This is a genomic window from uncultured Oscillibacter sp. (assembly GCF_900544955.1).
In the GTDB taxonomy this organism is placed as follows: domain Bacteria; phylum Bacillota; class Clostridia; order Oscillospirales; family Oscillospiraceae; genus Oscillibacter.
Genome location: NZ_UQXD01000043.1, coordinates 1 through 19410, shown reverse-complemented (window position 1 = coordinate 19410; position 19410 = coordinate 1). Strand labels below are relative to the sequence as shown.

The 19410-nt window shown below is 66.8% G+C and carries 19 protein-coding genes and 1 pseudogene; 13 read left to right on the top strand and 7 right to left on the bottom strand.

Annotated features, from left to right (window positions below):
• A partial coding sequence (locus QZS21_RS09635) for a DUF4153 domain-containing protein (RefSeq protein WP_295582798.1) occupies positions 1-1076 on the top strand: 1076 nt, incomplete at its 5' end.
• 67 nt (positions 1077-1143) lie between these two features.
• Here the strand turns inward: QZS21_RS09635 and QZS21_RS09630 are convergent.
• Positions 1144-1953: an SDR family NAD(P)-dependent oxidoreductase gene (locus QZS21_RS09630; protein ID WP_295582796.1), complete on the bottom strand. Its 810-nt coding sequence runs from the start codon at positions 1951-1953 to the stop codon at positions 1144-1146.
• Between the two features lie 19 nt (positions 1954-1972).
• Entirely contained in the window at positions 1973-2761 is a 789-nt protein-coding gene (locus QZS21_RS09625; RefSeq protein WP_295582794.1) for an IclR family transcriptional regulator, read from the bottom strand.
• Positions 2762-2974: 213 nt separating this feature from the next.
• On the opposite strand from QZS21_RS09625, the gene nifJ reads away from it, so the two are divergent.
• On the top strand, positions 2975-6496 hold the full coding sequence (nifJ, locus tag QZS21_RS09620; RefSeq protein WP_295582792.1) for a pyruvate:ferredoxin (flavodoxin) oxidoreductase: 3522 nt from the start codon (positions 2975-2977) through the stop codon (positions 6494-6496).
• A gap of 23 nt (positions 6497-6519) precedes the next feature.
• Positions 6520-6960 carry a 3-hydroxyacyl-ACP dehydratase FabZ gene (gene fabZ / locus QZS21_RS09615; RefSeq protein ID WP_295582790.1) on the top strand — a complete coding sequence of 147 codons (441 nt, stop codon included), beginning with the start codon at positions 6520-6522 and terminating at the stop codon, positions 6958-6960.
• Positions 6961-7122: 162 nt separating this feature from the next.
• Here the strand turns inward: fabZ and QZS21_RS09610 are convergent, their stop codons facing one another.
• The 5 genes from QZS21_RS09610 to QZS21_RS09590 form a co-directional block, all read right to left on the bottom strand.
• Positions 7123-8283, bottom strand: a complete 1161-nt coding sequence (locus QZS21_RS09610) for a UxaA family hydrolase (protein ID WP_295582788.1) — start codon at positions 8281-8283, stop codon at positions 7123-7125.
• 17 nt (positions 8284-8300) lie between these two features.
• On the bottom strand, positions 8301-8579 hold the full coding sequence (locus tag QZS21_RS09605; RefSeq protein WP_295582786.1) for a UxaA family hydrolase: 279 nt from the start codon (positions 8577-8579) through the stop codon (positions 8301-8303).
• A 73-nt stretch (positions 8580-8652) separates the two neighbouring features.
• The gene (locus QZS21_RS09600; RefSeq protein WP_295582784.1) at positions 8653-9936 is read right to left on the bottom strand and encodes a DUF362 domain-containing protein; all 1284 of its coding nucleotides are present in this window, start codon (positions 9934-9936) and stop codon (positions 8653-8655) included.
• Between the two features lie 209 nt (positions 9937-10145).
• On the bottom strand, positions 10146-10985 hold the full coding sequence (locus QZS21_RS09595) for a GDSL-type esterase/lipase family protein (protein WP_295582781.1): 840 nt from the start codon (positions 10983-10985) through the stop codon (positions 10146-10148).
• 155 nt (positions 10986-11140) lie between these two features.
• A complete protein-coding gene (locus QZS21_RS09590; protein ID WP_295582779.1) occupies positions 11141-12058 on the bottom strand; it encodes a sugar phosphate nucleotidyltransferase in 918 nt (305 codons plus the stop codon).
• 177 nt (positions 12059-12235) lie between these two features.
• On the opposite strand from QZS21_RS09590, the gene QZS21_RS09585 reads away from it, so the two are divergent.
• From QZS21_RS09585 to QZS21_RS09540, 10 genes and pseudogenes are all read left to right on the top strand, one after another.
• Positions 12236-12862 (top strand): flavodoxin family protein, encoded by a 627-nt coding sequence (locus tag QZS21_RS09585; protein WP_295582800.1) that lies wholly within the window; start codon positions 12236-12238, stop codon positions 12860-12862.
• 355 nt (positions 12863-13217) lie between these two features.
• The gene (locus QZS21_RS09580; RefSeq protein WP_295582778.1) at positions 13218-13667 is read left to right on the top strand and encodes a MarR family winged helix-turn-helix transcriptional regulator; all 450 of its coding nucleotides are present in this window, start codon (positions 13218-13220) and stop codon (positions 13665-13667) included.
• A gap of 341 nt (positions 13668-14008) precedes the next feature.
• Positions 14009-14428, top strand: coding sequence for a Fur family transcriptional regulator (locus tag QZS21_RS09575; protein WP_295582776.1), 420 nt, complete (start codon positions 14009-14011; stop codon positions 14426-14428).
• Complete coding sequence (locus tag QZS21_RS09570) at positions 14415-15125, top strand: metal ABC transporter ATP-binding protein (RefSeq protein WP_295582774.1); 711 nt, start codon at positions 14415-14417, stop codon at positions 15123-15125. Before QZS21_RS09575 ends, QZS21_RS09570 begins: the two co-directional genes overlap by 14 nt.
• Complete coding sequence (locus tag QZS21_RS09565) at positions 15125-15937, top strand: metal ABC transporter permease (RefSeq protein WP_295582772.1); 813 nt, start codon at positions 15125-15127, stop codon at positions 15935-15937. Before QZS21_RS09570 ends, QZS21_RS09565 begins: the two co-directional genes overlap by 1 nt.
• Before the next feature lie 240 nt (positions 15938-16177).
• On the top strand, positions 16178-16639 hold the full coding sequence (rimP, locus tag QZS21_RS09560) for a ribosome maturation factor RimP (protein WP_295582770.1): 462 nt from the start codon (positions 16178-16180) through the stop codon (positions 16637-16639).
• A 56-nt stretch (positions 16640-16695) separates the two neighbouring features.
• Positions 16696-17847 (top strand): transcription termination factor NusA, encoded by a 1152-nt coding sequence (gene nusA, locus QZS21_RS09555; RefSeq protein ID WP_295582767.1) that lies wholly within the window; start codon positions 16696-16698, stop codon positions 17845-17847.
• Between the two features lie 22 nt (positions 17848-17869).
• On the top strand, positions 17870-18151 hold the full coding sequence (locus tag QZS21_RS09550) for an RNase P modulator RnpM (RefSeq protein ID WP_295582766.1): 282 nt from the start codon (positions 17870-17872) through the stop codon (positions 18149-18151).
• Positions 18141-19064, top strand: coding sequence for a hypothetical protein (locus tag QZS21_RS09545; RefSeq protein ID WP_295582764.1), 924 nt, complete (start codon positions 18141-18143; stop codon positions 19062-19064). The genes QZS21_RS09550 and QZS21_RS09545 overlap by 11 nt, the downstream gene beginning before the upstream one ends.
• A 57-nt stretch (positions 19065-19121) precedes the next feature.
• Positions 19122-19277 (top strand): annotated as a pseudogene (locus tag QZS21_RS09540) (translation initiation factor IF-2 N-terminal domain-containing protein); the annotation flags it as partial.
• Positions 19278-19410: the final 133 nt, after the last annotated feature.

The following is a 19410-nucleotide window of genomic DNA, read 5'->3' as shown; positions in this document are numbered from 1 at the left end:
CCTATCTCACCAGCCGCCCGCTGTGTCTGCCCGGCGTGCCGGTGCTGGCCTCCGGCGACGCCCTGTTCGCCGCCTCCACGGCGGCGCTGCGGTCCTTCGTCCGGGTCCATTTCGCCGCGGGCCTGGGCAAGTTTCTCTGGGCCCTCTGCCTCACCCCCTTCTGCTTCGGCCTGCTCTACCGCCTCCGCCGCCCCCTGCCCCTGACGCGGCAGGAGGCCAAGGCCCCGGCCCTGGACCCCCTGATCTTCCTGGTGGTGCTGGCGGCCCTGGACGGGCTGTACCTGCTGTTTCTGGCGGTCCAGTCCGCCGGGCTCTTCGGCGGGGCGGCATACCTGGCCCAGCAGGGCATCCGCTACGCGGAGTGGGCCCGCAGCGGCTTTTTCCAGATGGTGGGGGTCACCCTGGTGAATCTCACCGCCCTGCTGGCCGCGCTGTGGGCCGCCCGGCCCGGCGGCCGGAGCTGGAAGCTCCTGCGGCTCCTGGCGGCGGTGCTGGTGGGGGAGAGCCTGGTGCTGCTGGCCTCCGCCGCCTGGCGGATGACCCTCTACGTCTCCGCCTACGGCCTCAGCTTCAAGCGCTGCATGACCTACTGGGGCATGGGGATGATGGCCCTCTTCTTCCTGGCGGCGGCCCGGAAGGTGCAAAAACCCGCCGCCTCCTTCTGCCGCCTGGCCTTCCCCCTGGCCCTGGCGGGCTGGCTGGCGATCAACTGCGTCCCCGTGGACTACCTGGTGGCCCGGAACCAGGTGGACCGGTATCTGGATGGGGAGAGCCCCACCCTCAGCGTCCACTACCTGGCCTACTCCCTCTCCTACGACGCCCTGTCCCAGCTGGAGCGGCTGGACGGCAGCCGCCCCCTGTCCGCCTACGAGGGGGACTGGTGGGGCCGGGACGACACCCTGGCCGCCCTGCTGTCCCAACGCCGGGCGTCCGCCCGGGCGGCGTGCGCCGACTGGCGGACCTGGTCCCTCTCCGCCTGCCTCGCGGCCCGGGGCGGGGACTCCGCCCCCCGGCCCTCCGGCGGCGGGGCCGTCCCCAGGGTCATGACCCTCTCCCCGGCGGCGGCTTTTCGCTGATCCCCCGGAAAACGGAGGGAGGCCCGGCCAAATGGCCGGGCCTCCAATTGTTTTGCGCTTTGCCGGGTCAGTACTTCGTGTCGTACTCCCAGGGGGTGCCGCCGCAGAGACAGCCGCCGTCGATGTGGTAGGTCTGGCCGGTCATGTAGCTGGAGGCGTCGGAGGCCAGGAGAATGGCCATGCCCACCAGCTCCTCCGGCTGGCCGCCCCGCTCCATGGCGATCCGCTCCCGCATGTAGGGGGCCCGGGTGGGGCTGTCCCAGCTCACCTGGGTCAGCTCCGTCATGATGTGGCCGGGGCTGATGGCGTTGCAGCGGATGCCGTACCGGGCGCACTCCACCGCCAGAGACCGGGTGAGGGCGATGACGCCGCTCTTGGCCGCGCCGTAGACGGAGCAGCCGCCCAGCATGGCGGTGTCGTTGTGGGAGCCGATGTTGACGATGCTGCCGCTCTTGCGCTTGTACATCTCCCGGGCCACCGCCTGGCTCATGAAGTAGACGCCCTTCAGGTTGGTGTTCATGATGCGGTCGTAGGTCTCCTCCTCCACGTCCAGGACGCCCTCCCGCTTGTTGATGCCCGCCACGTTGAAGAGCACGTCGATCTTGCCGTACCGGGCCAGGACCTCCTCCACGCAGCGGCGGATGCTGTCCATGTCCGCCACGTCCAGGTGGTGGGCGGTGGCCTTGCCCCCGCGCTGGCAGATGGTCTCCTCCAGCGCCCGGCACTTCTCCAGGGTCCGGCCGCACAGGGCCACCTCTGCGCCGGCGTAGGCCAGCCCCTCGCTGATGGCGGCGCCGATGCCGCCCGCCGCCCCGGTGACCAGAGCCGTCTTTCCCTCCAGGCCGAATACGGACTTCAGATACGCGCTGTGATCCATGATAAAACGCCCCTTTCCATTATATGGTCTCTCTTCTCAACGTTCCCCGGTAACCCAGCAGGCGGGAGATGTTCTGGGCGGTGCGGCACACCTCCCGGATCATCACCGCCTGGTCCGCCTGCATCCGGTAGTCCGGCCCGGAGACGCTCACCGCCCCCACCGGCCGGTGGTTCATATCGCAGATGGGCGCGGCCACGCACAGCAGCCCGTCCTCAATCTCCCCGTCGTCGATGGCGTAGCCCCGGAGCCTGGCGGCGGCCAGCTCCTCCCGCAGCCGCTCCGGCGAGGTGATGGTCTTCCCGGTGAGGGGATAGGCCGCCTCCTCCATCCAGCGGCAGTACGCCTCGATCTGATCGTCGTCCTGACAGGCCAGCATGGCCTTTCCGGCGCTGGTGGCATAGGCCGGGGCCCGGCTGCCCACCTGGGTGTTGCAGACGATGGAGCGGTGGGTCTCCACCTTATCCAAATAGAAGATGTCCCGCTCCAGCAGCACGCTGAGGTTGATGGTCTCCTTCAACGTGTCGCTGAGGCGCTCCAGCTCCGGCCGGGCGGTGCGCCGCAGGTCCGACTGGCCCAGAATGGCGCTGGAGAGCAGCAGCAGCCGCGGCCCGGGACGGTAGCTCTTGCGGACGGGGTCCTGCTCCAGATACTGCCGCTCCGCCAGCGTGGAGACCTGGCGGAAGACCGTGGTGGTGGGCAGGCCCAGATGCTCCACCAGCGCCTTCAGCGTCCACTCCGTCTCGCCGTCCATAAAGCATTCCAGAATCCGGAGCGCCCGCAGGATGCTGGATATCTGCTCTTTTGCCATATCTTCTGCCACCTTTCGCATCAACCGCTCACCGCCGGCCGGGGGGTTGACAACCACTTGACTTGCCCTTGTAAAAAGCCTATGATAAATATAGCATAGTGTGGAAAGATTGTGAATCACTTTGTTTGAAATTCCTGAAAATTCATTCCGCATTGTGGAAGGTTCCGCCCCGCAGCTCCCCGCGCCAATCTAAAATCAGAAAGGACCTGCGCCATGAGTAAGAAAAGCGTCGTTATGGATGGCAACACCGCAGCCGCCTACGTCTCCTATGCGTTTACCGAAGTGGCCAGCATCTTCCCCATCACCCCCTCCTCCCCCATGGCGGAAAAGGTGGACGCCTGGGCGGCCAACGGCAGGAAGAACCTCTTCGGCCGGCCCGTCAAGGTGATTCAGATGCAGTCGGAGGCCGGCGCCGCCGGCACTTGCCACGGCGCGCTGCAGGCGGGCGCCCTGACCACCACCTACACCGCCTCCCAGGGCCTGCTGCTGATGATTCCACCCATGTATAAGATCGCCGGCGAGTTTCTGCCCGCCGTGTTTCACGTCTCCTCCCGCACCGTCTCCGCCCACGGCCTCTCCATCTTCGGCGACCACTCCGACGTGATGGGCTGCCGCATGATCGGCTTCGCCATGCTGGCCTCCTCCTCCCCCCAGGAGGCCATGGACCTGGGCGCCGTGGCCCATCTGGCCGCCATCCGGGCCCGCCACCCCTTCCTCCACTTCTTCGACGGCTTCCGCACCTCCCACGAGATGCAGAAGATCGACGCGCTGGACTACGACGACCTCTCGGGGCTGGTGGACCAGGAGCAGCTCCGGGCCTTCCGCAAAAACGGCATGAACCCGGAGCATCCCTCCACCCGGGGCACCACCGTCAACCCGGACATCTTCTTCCAGTGCCGGGAGGGCTGCAACCAGCACTACGCCGCCCTGCCCGGCATTGTGGAGCACTACATGGGCGAGATCAACCGCCTCACCGGCCGGGACTACCAGCCCTTCAACTACTACGGCGCCCCCGACGCGGAGGCGGTGGTGGTCCTGATGGGCTCTGCCGCCGAGACCGCCAAGGAGACCGTGGCCTACCTGTGCGCCCAGGGCAAGAAGGTGGGCGTGGTCCAGGTCCACCTGTACCGCCCCTTTTCCCCGGAGCACCTCCTCCGGGTGCTGCCCGCCAGCGTGCGGGCAATCGGCGTGCTGGACCGCACCAAGGAGCCCGGCGGCCTGGGCGAGCCCCTCTACCAGGACGTGGAGAGCGTCATGCACCGCAACCGCCCCGGCGTGCGCGTGGTGGGCGGGCGGTACGGCCTGGCCTCTAAGGACACCACCCCCGGCCAGATCGCCGCGGTGTTCCGCAACCTGGAGCAGGAGACCCCCAAGGACAATTTCACCATCGGCATTGTGGACGACGTGACCTTCACCTCCCTCCCCACCGAGGACCTGGTGATCCCCAAGGAGGGGGAGACCGCCTGCAAAATCTGGGGCATCGGCGGCGACGGCACCGTGGGCGCCAACAAGAACACCATCACCACCATCGGTCTGGCCGCCGGCATGTACGCCCAGGCCTACTTCTCCTACGACTCCAAGAAGTCCGGCGGCCTGACCCAGAGCCACCTGCGCTTCGGCAAGGACCCCATCCAGGCTACCTACCTGGTGGAGCACGCGGACTTTGTGGGGCTGCACAAGCCCTCCTACCTGGGGCAGTACGACGTCACCGCCGACCTCAAGGAGGGCGGCACCTTCCTGCTGAATTGCAGTTGGAGCAAGGAGGAGCTGCCCGCCCACATCCCCGCCGGGATGAAGCGGGACCTGGCCCGGAAAAACGCCCAGTTCTACATCATCGACGCCACCAAAATCGCCCGGGAGATCGGCCTGGGCAACCGCACCAACACCGTGCTCCAGGCCGCCTTCTTCAAGCTGACCAACATCATCCCCCTGGACCTGGCGGTGCAGGAGATGAAGGACGGCATCCGGAAGAGCTACCTGAAAAAGGCCGGCGAGAAGGTGGTGGCGCTGAACGACCAGGCCGTGGAACGGGGCATCACCGGCGTGGAGAAGTTCGACATCCCCGCCGACTGGGCCAACGCCGCCGACGACGCCCCCGCGGAGCGGAACGTCCCCGGCTTCGTGCGGGACATCGTGGACGTGATGAACCGCCAGGAGGGCGACAAGCTGCCCGTCTCCGCCTTCCAGACGTACCACTGTTTGGACGGCACCTGGCAAAACGGCACCGCCGCCTACGAAAAGCGGGGCGTGGCCGTCTCCGTGCCCCAGTGGGACGCGGAGAAGTGCATCCAGTGCAACCGCTGCGCCCTGGTCTGCCCCCACGCCGCCATCCGCCCCGTGCTGCTGAGCGCGGAGGAGGCCGCCCGGAAGCCCGCCGGCTTCACCACCGTGCCGGCCGCGGGTCTGCCCCAGTACCAGTACCGGATGCAGGTCTCCCCCTATGACTGCATGGGCTGCGGCGTCTGCGTCAACGCGTGCCTGGCCAAGGAGAACGCCCTGGAGATGATGCCTCTGGACACCCAGCTTTCCCAGCGGGAGAACTGGACCTTCGGCGTGGAGCAGATCCCCGTGAAGGCGGACGCCTTCTCCGACAGGAATGTGAAGGGCAGCCAGTTCGCCAAGCCCTATTTCGAGTTCTCCGCCGCCTGCGCGGGCTGCGCCGAGACCCCCTATGTCAAATTGGTCACCCAGCTCTTCGGCGACCGGATGTACATCGCCAACGCCTCCGGCTGCTCCTCCGCCTACGGCGGGTCCCTGCCCACCACCCCCTACTGCACCGACGGCCGGGGCTTCGGCCCCTCCTGGCAGCAGTCCCTCTTCGAGGACAACGCCGAGTTCGGCTACGGCTTCCTGGGCGCCCACGACGCCGTGAACAGCGAGATCGTGCTGCGGGTCCAGGCCCTGGCGGAGGCGGGCGTGGAGACGGCGGCCTGCGAGGCCTACCTGGCTCACAGGGACGACGCCGCCCAAACCCGTCAGGTCTCCGACGCGCTGCTCGCCGCCATGGAGCGCGTTCAAAGCGGCGGCGGGGAGGCGGCGGACGCCGCCCGGTTCATCCTGGAGCGCAGCGAGTACGTCTGCAAGAAGTCCGTGTGGTGCTTCGGCGGCGACGGCTGGGCCTACGACATCGGCTTCGGCGGCCTGGACCACGTGCTGGCCCAGAACCAGGACATCAACATGCTGGTCATGGACACCGAGGTGTACTCCAACACCGGCGGCCAGTCCTCCAAGGCCACCCCCGCCGCCGCCATCGCCAAGTTCGCCGCCGGCGGCAAAGAGGTGAAAAAGAAGGACCTGGGCGCCATGCTGATGAACTACGGCTACATCTACGTGGCCCAGGTGGCCATGGGCGCCGACCCCGCCCAGACCCTGCGGGCCATCCGGGAGGCGGAGGCCTACCCCGGCCCCTCCATCGTCATCTGCTACTGCCCCTGCCTGGAGCACGGGCTCAAGGGCGGCATGGCCAACAGCCAGCTGGAGCAGAAGAAGGCCGTGGAGTGCGGCTACTGGCACCTGTACCGCTTCGATCCCCGGCGGAAGGCGGAGGGGAAGAACCCCTTCCAGCTGGACTCCAGGGAGCCCACCGGCGATTTGAGAGCCTATTTGAAGTCCGAGCGCCGCTATGCCTCTTTACAGGACGCCTTCCCCGACCGGGCGGAGCGCCTTTATGAGAAGGAAATCCAAGATGCCGCCGACCGCCTGGAGGCCTATCAGCGCCTGGGCGGCGAAGGCTGAAGAAGAAAAAGGAGAAATGATTGATGGAAGCTATGAAACTCACCCACGAGCAGGTTATGGAGATCATTCCCCACCGGGACCCCATGCTGCTGATCGACGAGGCCAGCGCGTACGTCCCCGGCGAGCGCATCGTCGCCTCTTTCCACGTGGACCCCGCCCGGGAGATTTTTAAGGGCCACTTCCCCGGGGACCCCGTGCTGCCCGGCGTCTACTCCGTGGAGGCCTGCGCCCAGGCCTGCGACCTGGTGCTGATGCGCAAGAGCGAGTACGTGGGCAAGACCCCCTTGTTCCTGGGTATCAACAACGTGCGCTTCCGCAAGAAGATCGTGCCCGGCGACACTATGGAGATCCACGCGGAGCTGGCCAGCGAGCGGCCGGAGAAGGCCATCGCCACCTGCAAGTGTGCGGCCTATACCGCCGGCGATCTGGCCGTGGAGTGCGAGGTCACCATCGCCATGCGCTGACCGCCCCTTCCCCGGCCGGTTTTCGCCGCCGGGGACCGGCCTGACAGACGAACGCGCCGCACCGGACTTCTGTCCGGTGCGGCGCGTTTGGCGCGCTCCCAAAAAAGCGGCCCCTGTTCCCTCGGGAACAGGGGCCGCTTGACTGCACAGGAGCGCCGGGCGTCACACGTAGTTGCACACCCGGGCGATGGCCATTTCGGTATAGCCCAGGGACTCCGCCTTGGTCTGCTTGCCGCTGGCCACTTCCACCAGCAGCGCCAGCAGCTCGTCGCCCATCGTCTTCAGGTCGCCGCCGTAGATCAGGGGGGAGGCGTCCACGTCGATGTTGTCGATCATGTTGGCATAGGTGATGCGGTTGCCGGTGATTTTGATGACCGGGGCAATGGGGTTGCCGGTGGGGGTGCCCCGGCCGCTGGAGAACACGATCACCTGGGCGCCGCCGGCCACCATGGCCGACACGGAGGAGGGATCGTTGCCCGGGGTGTCCATCACCACCAGGCCGCTCTTGGCCTTGACCTGCTTGGCGTAGTCGTAGACCTCCATCACGGGGGAGTGGCCGCCCTTGTGGATGCAGCCCAGGGACTTCTCCTCCAGGGTGGTGAGGCCGCCGGCCTTGTTGCCGGGGGAGGGATTGCCCTCCCGGACCTCCTCGCCCACCAGCTGGAGGGCCTTCTCGTAGCGGTGGACGATCTCAAAGATGCGGTCCCGGACCTCCGGCGTGGCGGCGCGGCGGGCCAGGATGTGCTCGGCGCCGATGAACTCCGTGGTCTCGGAGAGGATGGAGGTGCCGCCGGCAGCCACCATCAAATCGCTGAGCTGGCCGATCAGCACGTTGGCGGCCAGGCCGCTGGTGGGGTCGGAGCCGCCGCACTCGGTGCCCACGATCAGCTCCGAGATGGGGAACTTCTCCTTCTGGAGCAGAGACGCCTCCGCCACCATCTCCTTGGCGTAGCGCACGGCCTTGTCGATGGCCTTCAGCGTGCCGCCGCACTCCTGGATGATGACCTGCTGAATGGGCTTGTTGGTCCGCGCCCGGATGGCGTCCACCACCAGATCCATCTGGCAATTCTCGCAGCCCAGGGACACCACCACGGTGCCGTAGACGTTGGGGTTGGCGGCGTAGCCCGCCATGACGTCCATGGTGAACTGCTGGTCAGGGCCCACCTGGGAGCAGCCCTGCTGGTTGTTGAAGGTGACGGCGCCCGTCACCTGCTGGGCGACGATGCGGGTGGTGTCGGAGGCGCAGACGCTGGCAGGCAGAATCAGGACCTTATTGCGGACGCCCACGCGGCCGTCGGGGCGGCGATAACCATAAAATTCCATACTTTTCTCCCTCTCTTTCAGGCTTTGGCTTCCAGGTTTTCCCGGTGGCTTCCCACGTTGTGCTCGTGGACGTGCTCGCCGGTCTTGATGTCCCGGGAGGCGACGCCGATGTGCTCACCGTACTTGACCACCGGCTCCCCCGCGGGGATGTCCCGGATGGCCAGCTTGTGGTAGATCGTGATATCCTGGGCGGCGGTGAGGGTGACGTCCTGGCCATCGCAGAGATAAGTCACGGTATCGCCCTTGGCGATGGGCTCGATGGCGACGGCCACGTTGTCCTTGCCGTCAATGATCATAGCATTGCGCATGGTGATGTACTCTCCTCTTCTTTTATCAGGTCCTTAGACCTGGGGTGGATGGGTCCGGCGGTTAAAACAGGTTGCCCGCCTCGTCGAAGGGCAGGTCGTAGGGCTCCGTCAGAATCTCAATCTGGGGGTTGGCCCGGGCCAGGGGCAGCAGCCCCTCGGAGATTTCGATCTCGTCGATATGGGCGGTGTTGGGGATGCGGATCAGCTTGAGGTGGTCCGGGTCCTCCGCGTCGGGGCAGCAGCACAGGGCCAGCTGCAGCGCCTCCCGGTCGTTGTCCATAATCATGGGAATCTTCATCAGGTGCAGGAAGGTGTTGGTGACGCCGGTGGGATAGGTCATCTCCAGCTTCATCTTGTTGAACAGCCGCCGGGTGGTGACCTCCGCCAGGCCGATGCCCTGGGCGTTGCCGTGGGTCTCGTCGCTCAGGTCCAGGACCACCACCTTCTCCGCCTGGATGCCGCCGGAGCAGTACTTGGGCTGGACGAAGCGGCCGGAGATGTTGGGGTCCATGCCGTCGCCGGAGAAGTTCTTGCCGATCTTGTCCACCACCAGCACGTCGCACTTGTCGAACAGCAGGTGGGCGATGGTCTCATAGGACAGGTCCCGGAGCTTGGGCTCCTCGGTGATGATCTCCTCAGGGGTCATGCCCTGGATGAGATAGGTCTCGTCGTAGGCGTTCTCCACAATGGCAATGCCGCCCAGAATGGGGCAGTTTTCCATGATGGCCCGGCCGTACTCCTCCACCAGCTCGTGCATGATGCCGGGGCTCTGGTGGTGGATGTTCTCAGCGCCGTGCTGCTTGCCCAGGCCGATGGCCATCATCTTCATCAGCCCGCTCTCATAACGGCCCCGGAAAGAGGTATGGGGCTTCACCCGGTTGAACAGCAGAATGCCGTCCGCCTCGGAGGCGTAGCGGTCGATGCGGACCGGCTGGCCCCGGACGCCGGAGCGGCCGATCTCCACGGTCTCCATGGAGCTCTTCACAGGGCAGCCCATAGCCTCCTCCGTGATGCCGTAGTCCCGCAGAATCTGGCTCTGGCCCTCGGCGGTGGCGCCGCCGTGGCTGCCCATGGACGCCACGATATAGGGCTCCGCCCCCTTGGAGCGCACAAAGTCCACCATGGCCCGGGCCATGACGGCGTAGTGGTTGATGCCCCGGCTGCCGCAGGTGATGGCGATTTTCTGGCCCGGCAGAATCCGGCCCCCCAGCTCCTCCCGGTCCAGCTCCCGGGTGACGACGGCGGCCAGCTCCTCCGTGGGGATGTGGCTGCGGTCGAAATTCTGGCGGACCCGCACCATTTTGGGAATGGGCACGTCCTGAATCAACGCAGTGATGGTTTCCACAACACTCCTCCTTTTCTGCAACGCGGCCCCCCGCCGCTCCCTCGCTTCTGCGGGGCCGGACGGCGCACGGGACCGCTCACTTCCACAGGTATAGTTTACGGGTCCCGCGCCCGCTTGTCAAGCATTCCGGGACAATCAGCCCCCCTTTTGCCGCCGCCGGGCAGAGCAAACGCCCGGGGCGAACGGCCCCGGGCGCAGGGAAGGTCACTTTACACCGTGTGGGTGCGCAGGTAGTCCAGCCAAATCCGGCAGCCCGCCGGGTTCAGGTGAACCCCGTCGAAGGTCAGCTCCGGACGGAGGCACCCGTCCTCTCCCAGCACCGCCTCCGCCACGTTCACGTAGGGGCAGTCCCGCTCCCGGGCCAACTCCGCAATGGCGGCGTTGTAGGCCAGGATGCGGCTGTTGTTCACATAGCTCTTCTTGGCCTCCTGCTTGGCGCTGACGGGCAGGATGGACTGGAGCACCACCACCGCGTCGGGGTGGTCCTCCCGGATGCGGTCGATGACCTCGGCATACTGGTCCCGGAAGGTCTCCACCTTGCTCCAGCCCAGCTCATTGACCCCCAGCATCACGTACACCTTGCCGCATTCCGTCTCCGCCAGGGCATCCAGCAGGGGGATTTTCTTCCCGCCCTCGCTCTTCCAGGCGTTTTTGGAGAACACGGACTCCACTGTGGCCCCCACGGCATGGAGATAGGTCCCCTCCTTCAGGCCGCTGTACAGGGCGAAGCCCTCCGTCCGGGAGTCCCCCAGAAATACTACGTCGGAAAAATATGTATCCTCCACAGCGGCGCTCTCCGCCACCGGCGCCCAAGGCTCCTCCGCCGGCGCCTCCTCCGGGGTCTCCGCGGCCTCCGGCGTGGGCAGCGCCTCCGGCAGGCCCACCGGCAGCACCTGCGCCTGAGGCGCCGGCGCGGGCGGCATCACTGGGGAGTCCACCGCCACGCCCGCCGGTCCCGCCGGGGACAGCACCACCATCAAAACCCCCAGCAGCGCCGCCAGCCCCGGCAGCCGCAGCATTTTCCGTTTTCTCTCCCGCTTTCCAGCCATTTCCTCGCCCCTCCGCGCCGTGATGTTCCTGTCTACTATTATAGACGGTACAAGCCGAAAAAAGTCGAAACAAATTGTTAAAAAACAGTATCAAATTGTCACCGATATGGGACGGGCCGGGGCCGTCCCCCGGCCCCGGCCCGCTGTGCCGTTCCTCACTCCCGCAGGCTGGCGGGGTAGGCCCCCTGGTCGTGGAGCCGCTGCAGCGCCGCCCGCACCACCTCCCGGTCCTCCCGGTAGGTCATGCCGAACCACTTGTCGGCGGAGTGGAGGACGGACACCTCCAGCGCCCCCGCCTGCATCTGGTGGTCCACCATCACCGGCAGCAGGCACTCCGCCTTCACATCCTCCCCCGCCCGGCTGCGGAGAAAGTCCTCAAAATAGGTCCGCAGCGCCGGGAAAATGCTGGGGGTGAAGCCCCAGAAGTTCATGGACACCACCGTGTCCGGCGCCAGCTCCCGGTCCTCCGCCAGGTCCCGCAGGGTGCCGTCCGGGTAGAGCTGGACCTTCAGCGCCTCCCGCACGCTGACCAGCCGCCCGTCCTCCACGGCGCACACGCCCCGGGAGACGGTGCCGTGGAGGCTGGCGGTATTTTTCAGCAGGTAGCCCACCATGGTGGCCTTCCCCTCCGGCGGCAGCTTCACCAGCTCGTCGTACATGGCCTTGTAGGCGTCGATGCCGTAGTAGTCGTCGGCATTGATGACGCAGCAGGGCTCCCGCACCACGTCCGCCGCGCACAGCAGGGCGTGGACCGTGCCGAAGGGCTTGGTCCGCTCCGGCGGAATCGTGTAGAATGACGGCACGGAGGAGAAGTCCTGGAAGGCGTAGGCCACCTCCACGGGACTGCCGTCCGCGGCGGTCCGCCTGGCCAGATAGCCGCCGCACAGCCGCTGCATCATCTCCTCCATCTCCGGCTTGATGATGAACACCACCTTGTTGAACCCCGCCCGGAGGGCGTCGTAAATGGAGTACTCCATCAGGATTTCGTTGTGGGGGCCGATGCCGTCCACCTGCTTACTCCCGCCGTACCGGGAGCCCAGGCCCGCGGCCATGATGACCAGTGAGACTTTCATAGTTCCTCTCCTTATATGCATTGCGCATCCTTGCGCAATGGTGGTTTCCCTCCTACCATACCCTATTTCCCCCTTTTTTGCAACCGCCAAACCGGGGGATCTTTTCCAGACGCTTGACAATCGCCTCCGGACGCATTATGGTGTATGTACACGATAACATGCAGGAGGTCCTCTATGATGAAAGTGGTCGCATTCAACGGCAGTCCCCACGCCGAGGGAAACACCTGCCAGGCGCTGAGGCTGGTCACGGCGGAGCTGGAAAAGGCCGGCATTGAGACAGAGATCGTCCACGTGGGCGGCCAGCCGGTCCGGGGCTGCATGGGCTGCGGCGCCTGCGCCCGGAAGGGGGACGGCACCTGCGCCTTCGGCGACGACGGCATGAACGAGTGGCTGGAAAAGGCCCGGCAGGCGGACGGCGTGCTCCTGGGCAGCCCGGTCTACTTCTCCGGCATCGCGGGCACCATGAAGTGCTTCTGCGACCGGCTGGCCTACGCCGCCAACGGGACGGACATCCTATACCACAAGGTGGGCGCGGCCGTGGCGGCGGTCCGCCGCAGCGGGGGCATCCCCACCGTGGACGGCCTGCTGCACTACCTGACCTATCACCAGATGCTCATCCCCACCTCCAACTACTGGCCCGTGATCCACGGCCGCACGCCCGGCGAGGTGTTGCAGGACCCGGAGGGCGTGCAGATTATGCAGCTGCTGGGGCAGAACATGGCCTGGCTTCTGAAGCTGCGGGCCCAGGGCGGCGCGGACGCCCCGCCGCCCCAGCCCAAAATCATGACCAATTTCGTCCGCTGACGCGAATATCCCCTGCGGACAACCGGCCGCACACCCCAGACACATCCAAGCCGCCCACCGGCGGCGTTCCCGCCCCGGCCTTGCGGCAGCGAGCCTGGGGGCTGCGGACTTGCCATCACGCGGGTCGGATGTGTGGGCGGCGCTGTGAAGGGCCTGTCCGGCCCCGGGCTGCGGGCTTGCCGGCACACGGGTTTGCCGTGCCCGGGGTCCGCAGGCGTCGTCTGCGGGCAAACCCGGCTGCCGGTAGGGCGGATAAGGCGGCCCTGCCGGCGCCAGGCAACGGGGACAGCGCCGACGGCCCATTTGGCCGCAAAACACCGGACTGCCCCTCGTCCACCGAGGGAAAGGAGGCACTATGCAAACACCTGACGCCCGCTCCCTCCGTCCCGGGGGGAAGAAGCCGGCAAGCGTCTGCCACTGCATCAACATCCGCCGGTTCGCCAGCCTGGTCTCCCAGCTCTACGACCAGTATCTGGCCCCCGCCGGACTCACCATCAGCCAGTACTCCCTGCTGGCCAATCTGGACGCACTGTCCACCGCCAGCATCAGCCGCCTGGCCGCCCAGACCGGCCTGGAGCGGACCACCGTCCTGCGCAACCTGAAGCCGCTGATGGAGCGGGGCTGGGTGGAGGACCTGTCCCGCCCCGGAAAGCGGGACCGGGTCCTCCACCTGACCCCCAACGGGGCCCGCTGCCTGGAGGAGGCCCGGCCCCTGTGGGCCGCCGCCCAGGAGGCCTTCGCCCAAAAGGCGGGGGCGGACACGGCCCATCTGATCCCCCGGCTGCTGGAACAGTGGCAGCAGTGACGGCGGATGCGTCCGGCGAAGAGGGCACGCAGGGCCGCCGCACCGCGCCCGGGGCGCTTTTGCGGGAGGGCCGGGGGCCGCTGTACACGCGCCCGGTACATCTCCGCCCCGCGGCGGAACCGGCCTCCGCTTCCGTTCTCCGCTCCGGCGGCGAACCCCGTGAGACACTTTTGACACATGGACGGGCCTGCCTCCGGCGGAGGCAGGCCCGTCCGCCTCCATCCGGCCCCGGCCCGCGGGGAAGCCTTCCGGCGCCCCCGCCGGAGGGGGCGGTCTTGACATTTTCCCAAAAGAGCTTATAATGTGAAAATGATTTTCATTTTCAATTTGGGAGGCATCTCATGTCCTACAGTACGAAACAGCAGCAGGCGGTGCTCCAGTGCCTGGAGCGGCGCGGCGGAGAGTCCCTCACCGCCGCCGCCCTGGCGGAGGAGCTGCGGCAGAGCGGCAGCCCCGTGGGGCTGGCCACCGTCTACCGCCAGCTGGAGAAGCTGGAGCAGGCGGGCCGCATCCACAAGATCAACACCGAGGAGGGGGCCTTTTACCAGTTCTGCCCCCACCGGCCCCAGCCGGGGCGGGACTGCTTTTTGCTGCGGTGCGAGGGCTGCGGCCGCATCGTCCACCTGGACTGCTCCCACCTCCAGGCGCTGTACCGCCACCTGGAGACGGAGCACCACTTCCGCATCGACCCCCGCCGCACCGTGCTGACGGGGCTGTGCCAGGCCTGCGCCGGAGAGGAGGACGCCCATGGAAGCCTCTGAGCTGATCGTCTGCCGGGACGTGTCCCTGGGCTACGAGGGGCAGAGCGTCCTCACCCACCTGAACCTCACCGTCCGGGCGGGGGACTACCTCTGCGTGGTGGGGGACAACGGCTCCGGCAAGTCCACGCTGCTGCGGGGGCTGCTGGGCCTGCTGGCTCCCCAGAGCGGGGAGATCCTCCGGGCGGAGGAGTTGCGCCGGGGGGCCATCGGCTACCTGCCCCAGCAGACCCGGGCCCAGCGGGACTTCCCCGCCACCGTGTACGAGGTGGTGCTCTCCGGCTGCCTCAATGCCGGGGGGATGCGCTTTTTCTACACCGGCGCCCAGAAGTCCCGGGCCTTGATGAACATGGGCAAGCTGGGGATTCTGGAGCTGAAGGACCAGTGCTACCGGGACCTCTCCGGCGGCCAGCAGCAGCGGGTGCTGCTGGCCCGGGCGCTGTGCGCCGCCAGCCGCCTGCTGATTCTGGACGAGCCCATCACCGGGCTGGACCCCGCCGCCGCCCAGGACCTCTACAAGACCCTCTCCTACCTCAACGCCCGGGAGGGCATGGCGGTGGTCATGGTGACCCACGACCTCAAGGCCGCCCTCCGCAGCGCCCGGACGGTGCTGCACATCGGCCGCAGCAGCCTCTTCCTGGGCACCGCCGCAGACTATCTCGCCTCCCCCCAGGGGCGGCGCTTTCAGGAGGCGGAGTGATGGACCTGCTTCAAATGTTCTCCTATCCCTTCATGCAGCGGGCCCTGATCGCCGGGGTGCTGGTGAGCCTGTGCGCGGCGCTGCTGGGGGTATCCCTGGTGCTCAAGCGGTACTCCATGATCGGCGACGGCCTCTCCCACGTGTCCTTCGGCGCCCTGGCCATCGCGGTGGCCCTGGGGATCACGCCGCTGTACTTCTCCATTCCTGTGGTGATTCTGGCGGCCTTCTGGCTGCTGCGGATGGCGGGCCGCCCCCACTGGAACAGCGACGCCGCCATCGCCGCCATGAGCGCCTCCGCCCTGGCGGTGGGCATCCTGGTGATCTCCCGCACCACCGGCATGACCACCGACGTGGACAACTACATGTTCGGCAGCGTGCTGGCCATGTCCCGGACGGACGTGGCCCTCTCCGTGGTGCTGTGCGGGGCGGTGCTGGCGCTGTTCGTGCTGTTCTACCACCGGCTCTTCGCCGTCACCTTCGACGAAAGCTTCTCCCGGGCCACGGGCCTCCGGGTGGACCGGTACAACACCCTGCTGGCCATCCTCACCGCCCTGACCATCGTCCTGGGGATGCGGATGATGGGGGCCATGCTGATCTCCTCCCTGGTGATCTTCCCCGCCCTCACCGCCATGCGGCTGTTCAGGAGCTTCCGGGGCGTGGTGGTGTGCGCGGCGGCCACGTCGGTGGTGTGCTTCTGCGCAGGACTGGTCATCTCCTTCGTCTACTCCACCCCCGTGGGGGCCACCGTGGTGGCGGCGGACCTGACGCTGTTCCTCCTGGCCTGCCTGGCGGGGAGCCTGCGGCGGCGGTGAGACGGCGGCGGAGGGGGCAAATCCGCCCCTTCCGCCGCGGAACACGCAAATTTCCCGGAAAAATTCCCGGAAAAACTTCATCTTTCTGGGGCAAAGGCCTTGCGCTTTTTCATATCCTGTGGTATATTTGCATATGTTAGAGAGTGTAAGTAGCGGAGTGGACCCTGGGTCCGCTCTTTTTGTTGGCCTTTTTCCATTGGTCAAAATTTGCAGAACCTGTCAAAAGAAGGGAGAACGCCCATGAAGAAAATCACGGAACTCACCGCAGAACTGGCCGCCCCCGCCGTCGCGGAGGCCGGCTGCACCCTCTGGGACGTGGAATACGTCAAGGAGGCGGGCACCTGGTACCTCCGGGTCCTGCTGGACAAGGAGGGCGGCGTGGACATTCTGGACTGCGAGGCCATCTCCCGGAAGCTCTCGGACCTCCTGGACGAGGCCGACCCCATCGAGGGCAGCTACACGCTGGAGGTGGGCTCCGCCGGCGCCGAGCGGGCGCTGAAGCGCCCCGGCGACTTCCAGCGGTATCTGGGCAGTCCCGTGCTGGTAAAGCTGTACCGCAATCTGGACGGGCGGAAGGAGTTCCCCGGAACCCTGGCCGCCTACGACGGGGCCACCGGCGCCGTCACCCTCTCCCTGGGGGAGCGGGAGATGACCTTTGAGAAAAAGGACATCGCCCTGGTCCGGCTGCGGGTGGAATTCTGACCCTCCCTTTTCTGGATGGAGAACAGACGTATTTTAGAAATAAGGAGAATCGAGTGATGAGAGGCAAAAAGCAGAAGGAGCCCGCGGGCATGAATCCCGCGGAGATTTTCGCCGCCGTGGCCATGCTGGAAAAGGAGCGGGGTATTCCCCAGTCCTTCATGATGGGCAAGATCATTCAGGCGGTGACCACCGCCTATAAGCGGGACCACGACGGCGTGGAAAACGTCATCGTGGAGACCGACGAGGAGCACCAAACCCTGAAAATGTTCGTCCAGAAGACCGTGGTGGACGAGGAGGACTACGTAGACCCCGCCAACGAGATGCCGCTGGAGGAGGCCAAGCATCTGTCCGCCAAGTATGAGATCGGCGACATTGTGAACATCCCCGTGGACAACGTGGAGTTCGGCCGCATCGCCGCGGGCAACGGCAAGCAGGTCATCATCCAGGGCCTGCGGGAGGCCGAGCGGGGCATGGTGTACGACGAGTTCAACTCCAAGCAGCACGAGATCCTCACCGGCGTGGTCACCCGCATCGACCCCCGGAACGGCAACGTGTCCCTGCGCATCGGCACCGGCACCGAGTCCACCGAGGCGCTACTGGTGGCCGGCGAGCAGGTCCCCGGCGAGGCGCTGGAGGAGGGCATGCACATCAAGGTCTACGTGGTGGACGTCCGCCGCCTGACCCGCGGCCCCCAGGTGCTGATCTCCCGGACCCACCCGGGCCTGGTGAAGCGCCTGTTCGAGCTGGAGGTCCCGGAGATTTTCGACGGCACCGTGGAGGTGAAGTCCATCGCCCGGGAGGCCGGCAGCCGCACCAAGATGGCCGTTTGGTCCAACGACGAGAACGTGGACCCCATCGGCGCCTGCGTGGGCCCCAAGGGCCAGCGGGTGGCCGCCATCGTCGACGAGCTGCGGGGCGAGAAGATCGACATCATTAAGTTCAGCGAGGACCCCGCCCAGTTCATCGCCGCCGCCCTGGCCCCCGCCGACGTGGTAGACGTGTGGATGGCGGACGAGGGCAAGGCCTGCCGCGTGCTGGTGCCGGACGATCAGCTGTCCCTGGCCATCGGCAAGGAGGGCCAGAACGCCCGCCTGGCCGCCCGCCTCACCGGCTATAAGATCGACATCAAACCCCAGAGCTACCAGGAGCCCGAGGAGGACGGAGAGTCCCCCGCCGAAGAGGCCGACGGCATCTCTGCGGAAGAATAATCCAGGAAAGGCGGCCTGACGGATGCCGAAAGTAAAAAAGATTCCCCAGCGGCAGTGTGTGGGCTGCCGGGAAATGAAAGAAAAGAAGGCGCTGCTGCGGGTGGTGAAATCCCCCGAGGGCCAGGTGAGCCTGGACTTCGGCGGCAAGAAGCCCGGTCGGGGCGCCTACGTGTGCCACGACGTGGAGTGCCTGCGCAGGGCCCGGAAGAGCCGGGCGCTGGAACGGGCCTTCGAAACCGCCATTCCGGCGGAGGTCTACGACGCCATGGAGGCGGAACTGCGGGGTGATGAAAGTGGAAAATGACCGTATTCTCTCCCTGCTGGGGCTCAGCCTCCGGGGAAACCACCTGGTGGTGGGCGAGGAACCGGTGGAGGCCGCCGCCCGGGCCAAGGACGCCCGGGTGCTGCTGCTGGCCGCCGACGCGGCGGACAACACCCGCCGCCGGGCGGAGCGCTTTGCCGACGCCGGAAACTGCATGTGGATTCGCGTCCCCTACACCAAGGAGCAGCTGGGGCAGGCCACCGGACGCTCCGCCGCGGCCATCGTGGCCCTGACGGACATCGGCCTGGCCGCCGCCCTGGTCCGCCGCCTGGCGGAGCAGGACCCGGAGCGGTATGCCGAGAGCGCCCGGCGGCTGGACCTGAAGGCCCAGCGGGCCGCAGAGCGGCGGGCCGAGCTGCTGGCCCACGAGAAAAACCTCCGCCAGGGCAAGCGCAGGGCCAAGACCCCGGAGCCGCCCCCCGCGGCGGCGAAGGCCCCCCCGGCAGCGGAAAAGCCGGCTTCCCGGCCCCAGCGCCCCGGCGGCAAGCCCCCGGCGGGAAGGTCCGGCCCCCAGTCGGAGCGCCCCGGAGCCAAGCCCTACGCGGGAAAGTCCGGCCCCCAGTCGGAGCGCCCCGGAGCCAAGCCCTATGCGGGAAAGCCCGGCCCCCGGTCGGAGCGGCCCGGAGGAAAGCCCTACGCGGGAAAGTCCGACTCCCGGTCGGAGCGGCCCGGAGGAAAGCCCTATGCGGGAAAGCCCGACTCCCGGTCGGAGCGGCCCGGAGGAAAGCCCTATGCGGGCAAGCCCGGAACGGGCACGGCCGCCGGCGGCACCAAGCGCCCGGCGTCCCGCCCCTCCAAGGAAAACCGGCCCAAGCCGCGGTCCGGCGCATCCCCCTACCTCCACAGCCGCCCGGTGAAAAAGGGTAAGGGCTCCTTCCGGAAGAAGGAAGGATAACCAGGCTTTGCGGATCAAATAAAAATTTTCCCAGCCCCCGGGTTGGAGCATAACGAGGTGTTTTTATTGGGTATTGAAAAATACAGAGTGCATGAGGTGGCCAAGGACTTCAATCTGTCCACCAAGGCCATCGCGGAAATCCTGACGAAGTATGTGGCCCCGCCGAAGAACCACATGCAGGTCCTCACGGACCACGAGCTGTCCGTCATCTTCGACTATCTCACCCAGCACAACCAGGTGTCCAGCATCCAGACCATCTTTGCCGACACCTATCAGGAGAAGAAGGAGGCGCCGGCTCACCGAATTTTCATAAATCGAACGCCCTGAAAACCATGCGTAAGCAGCC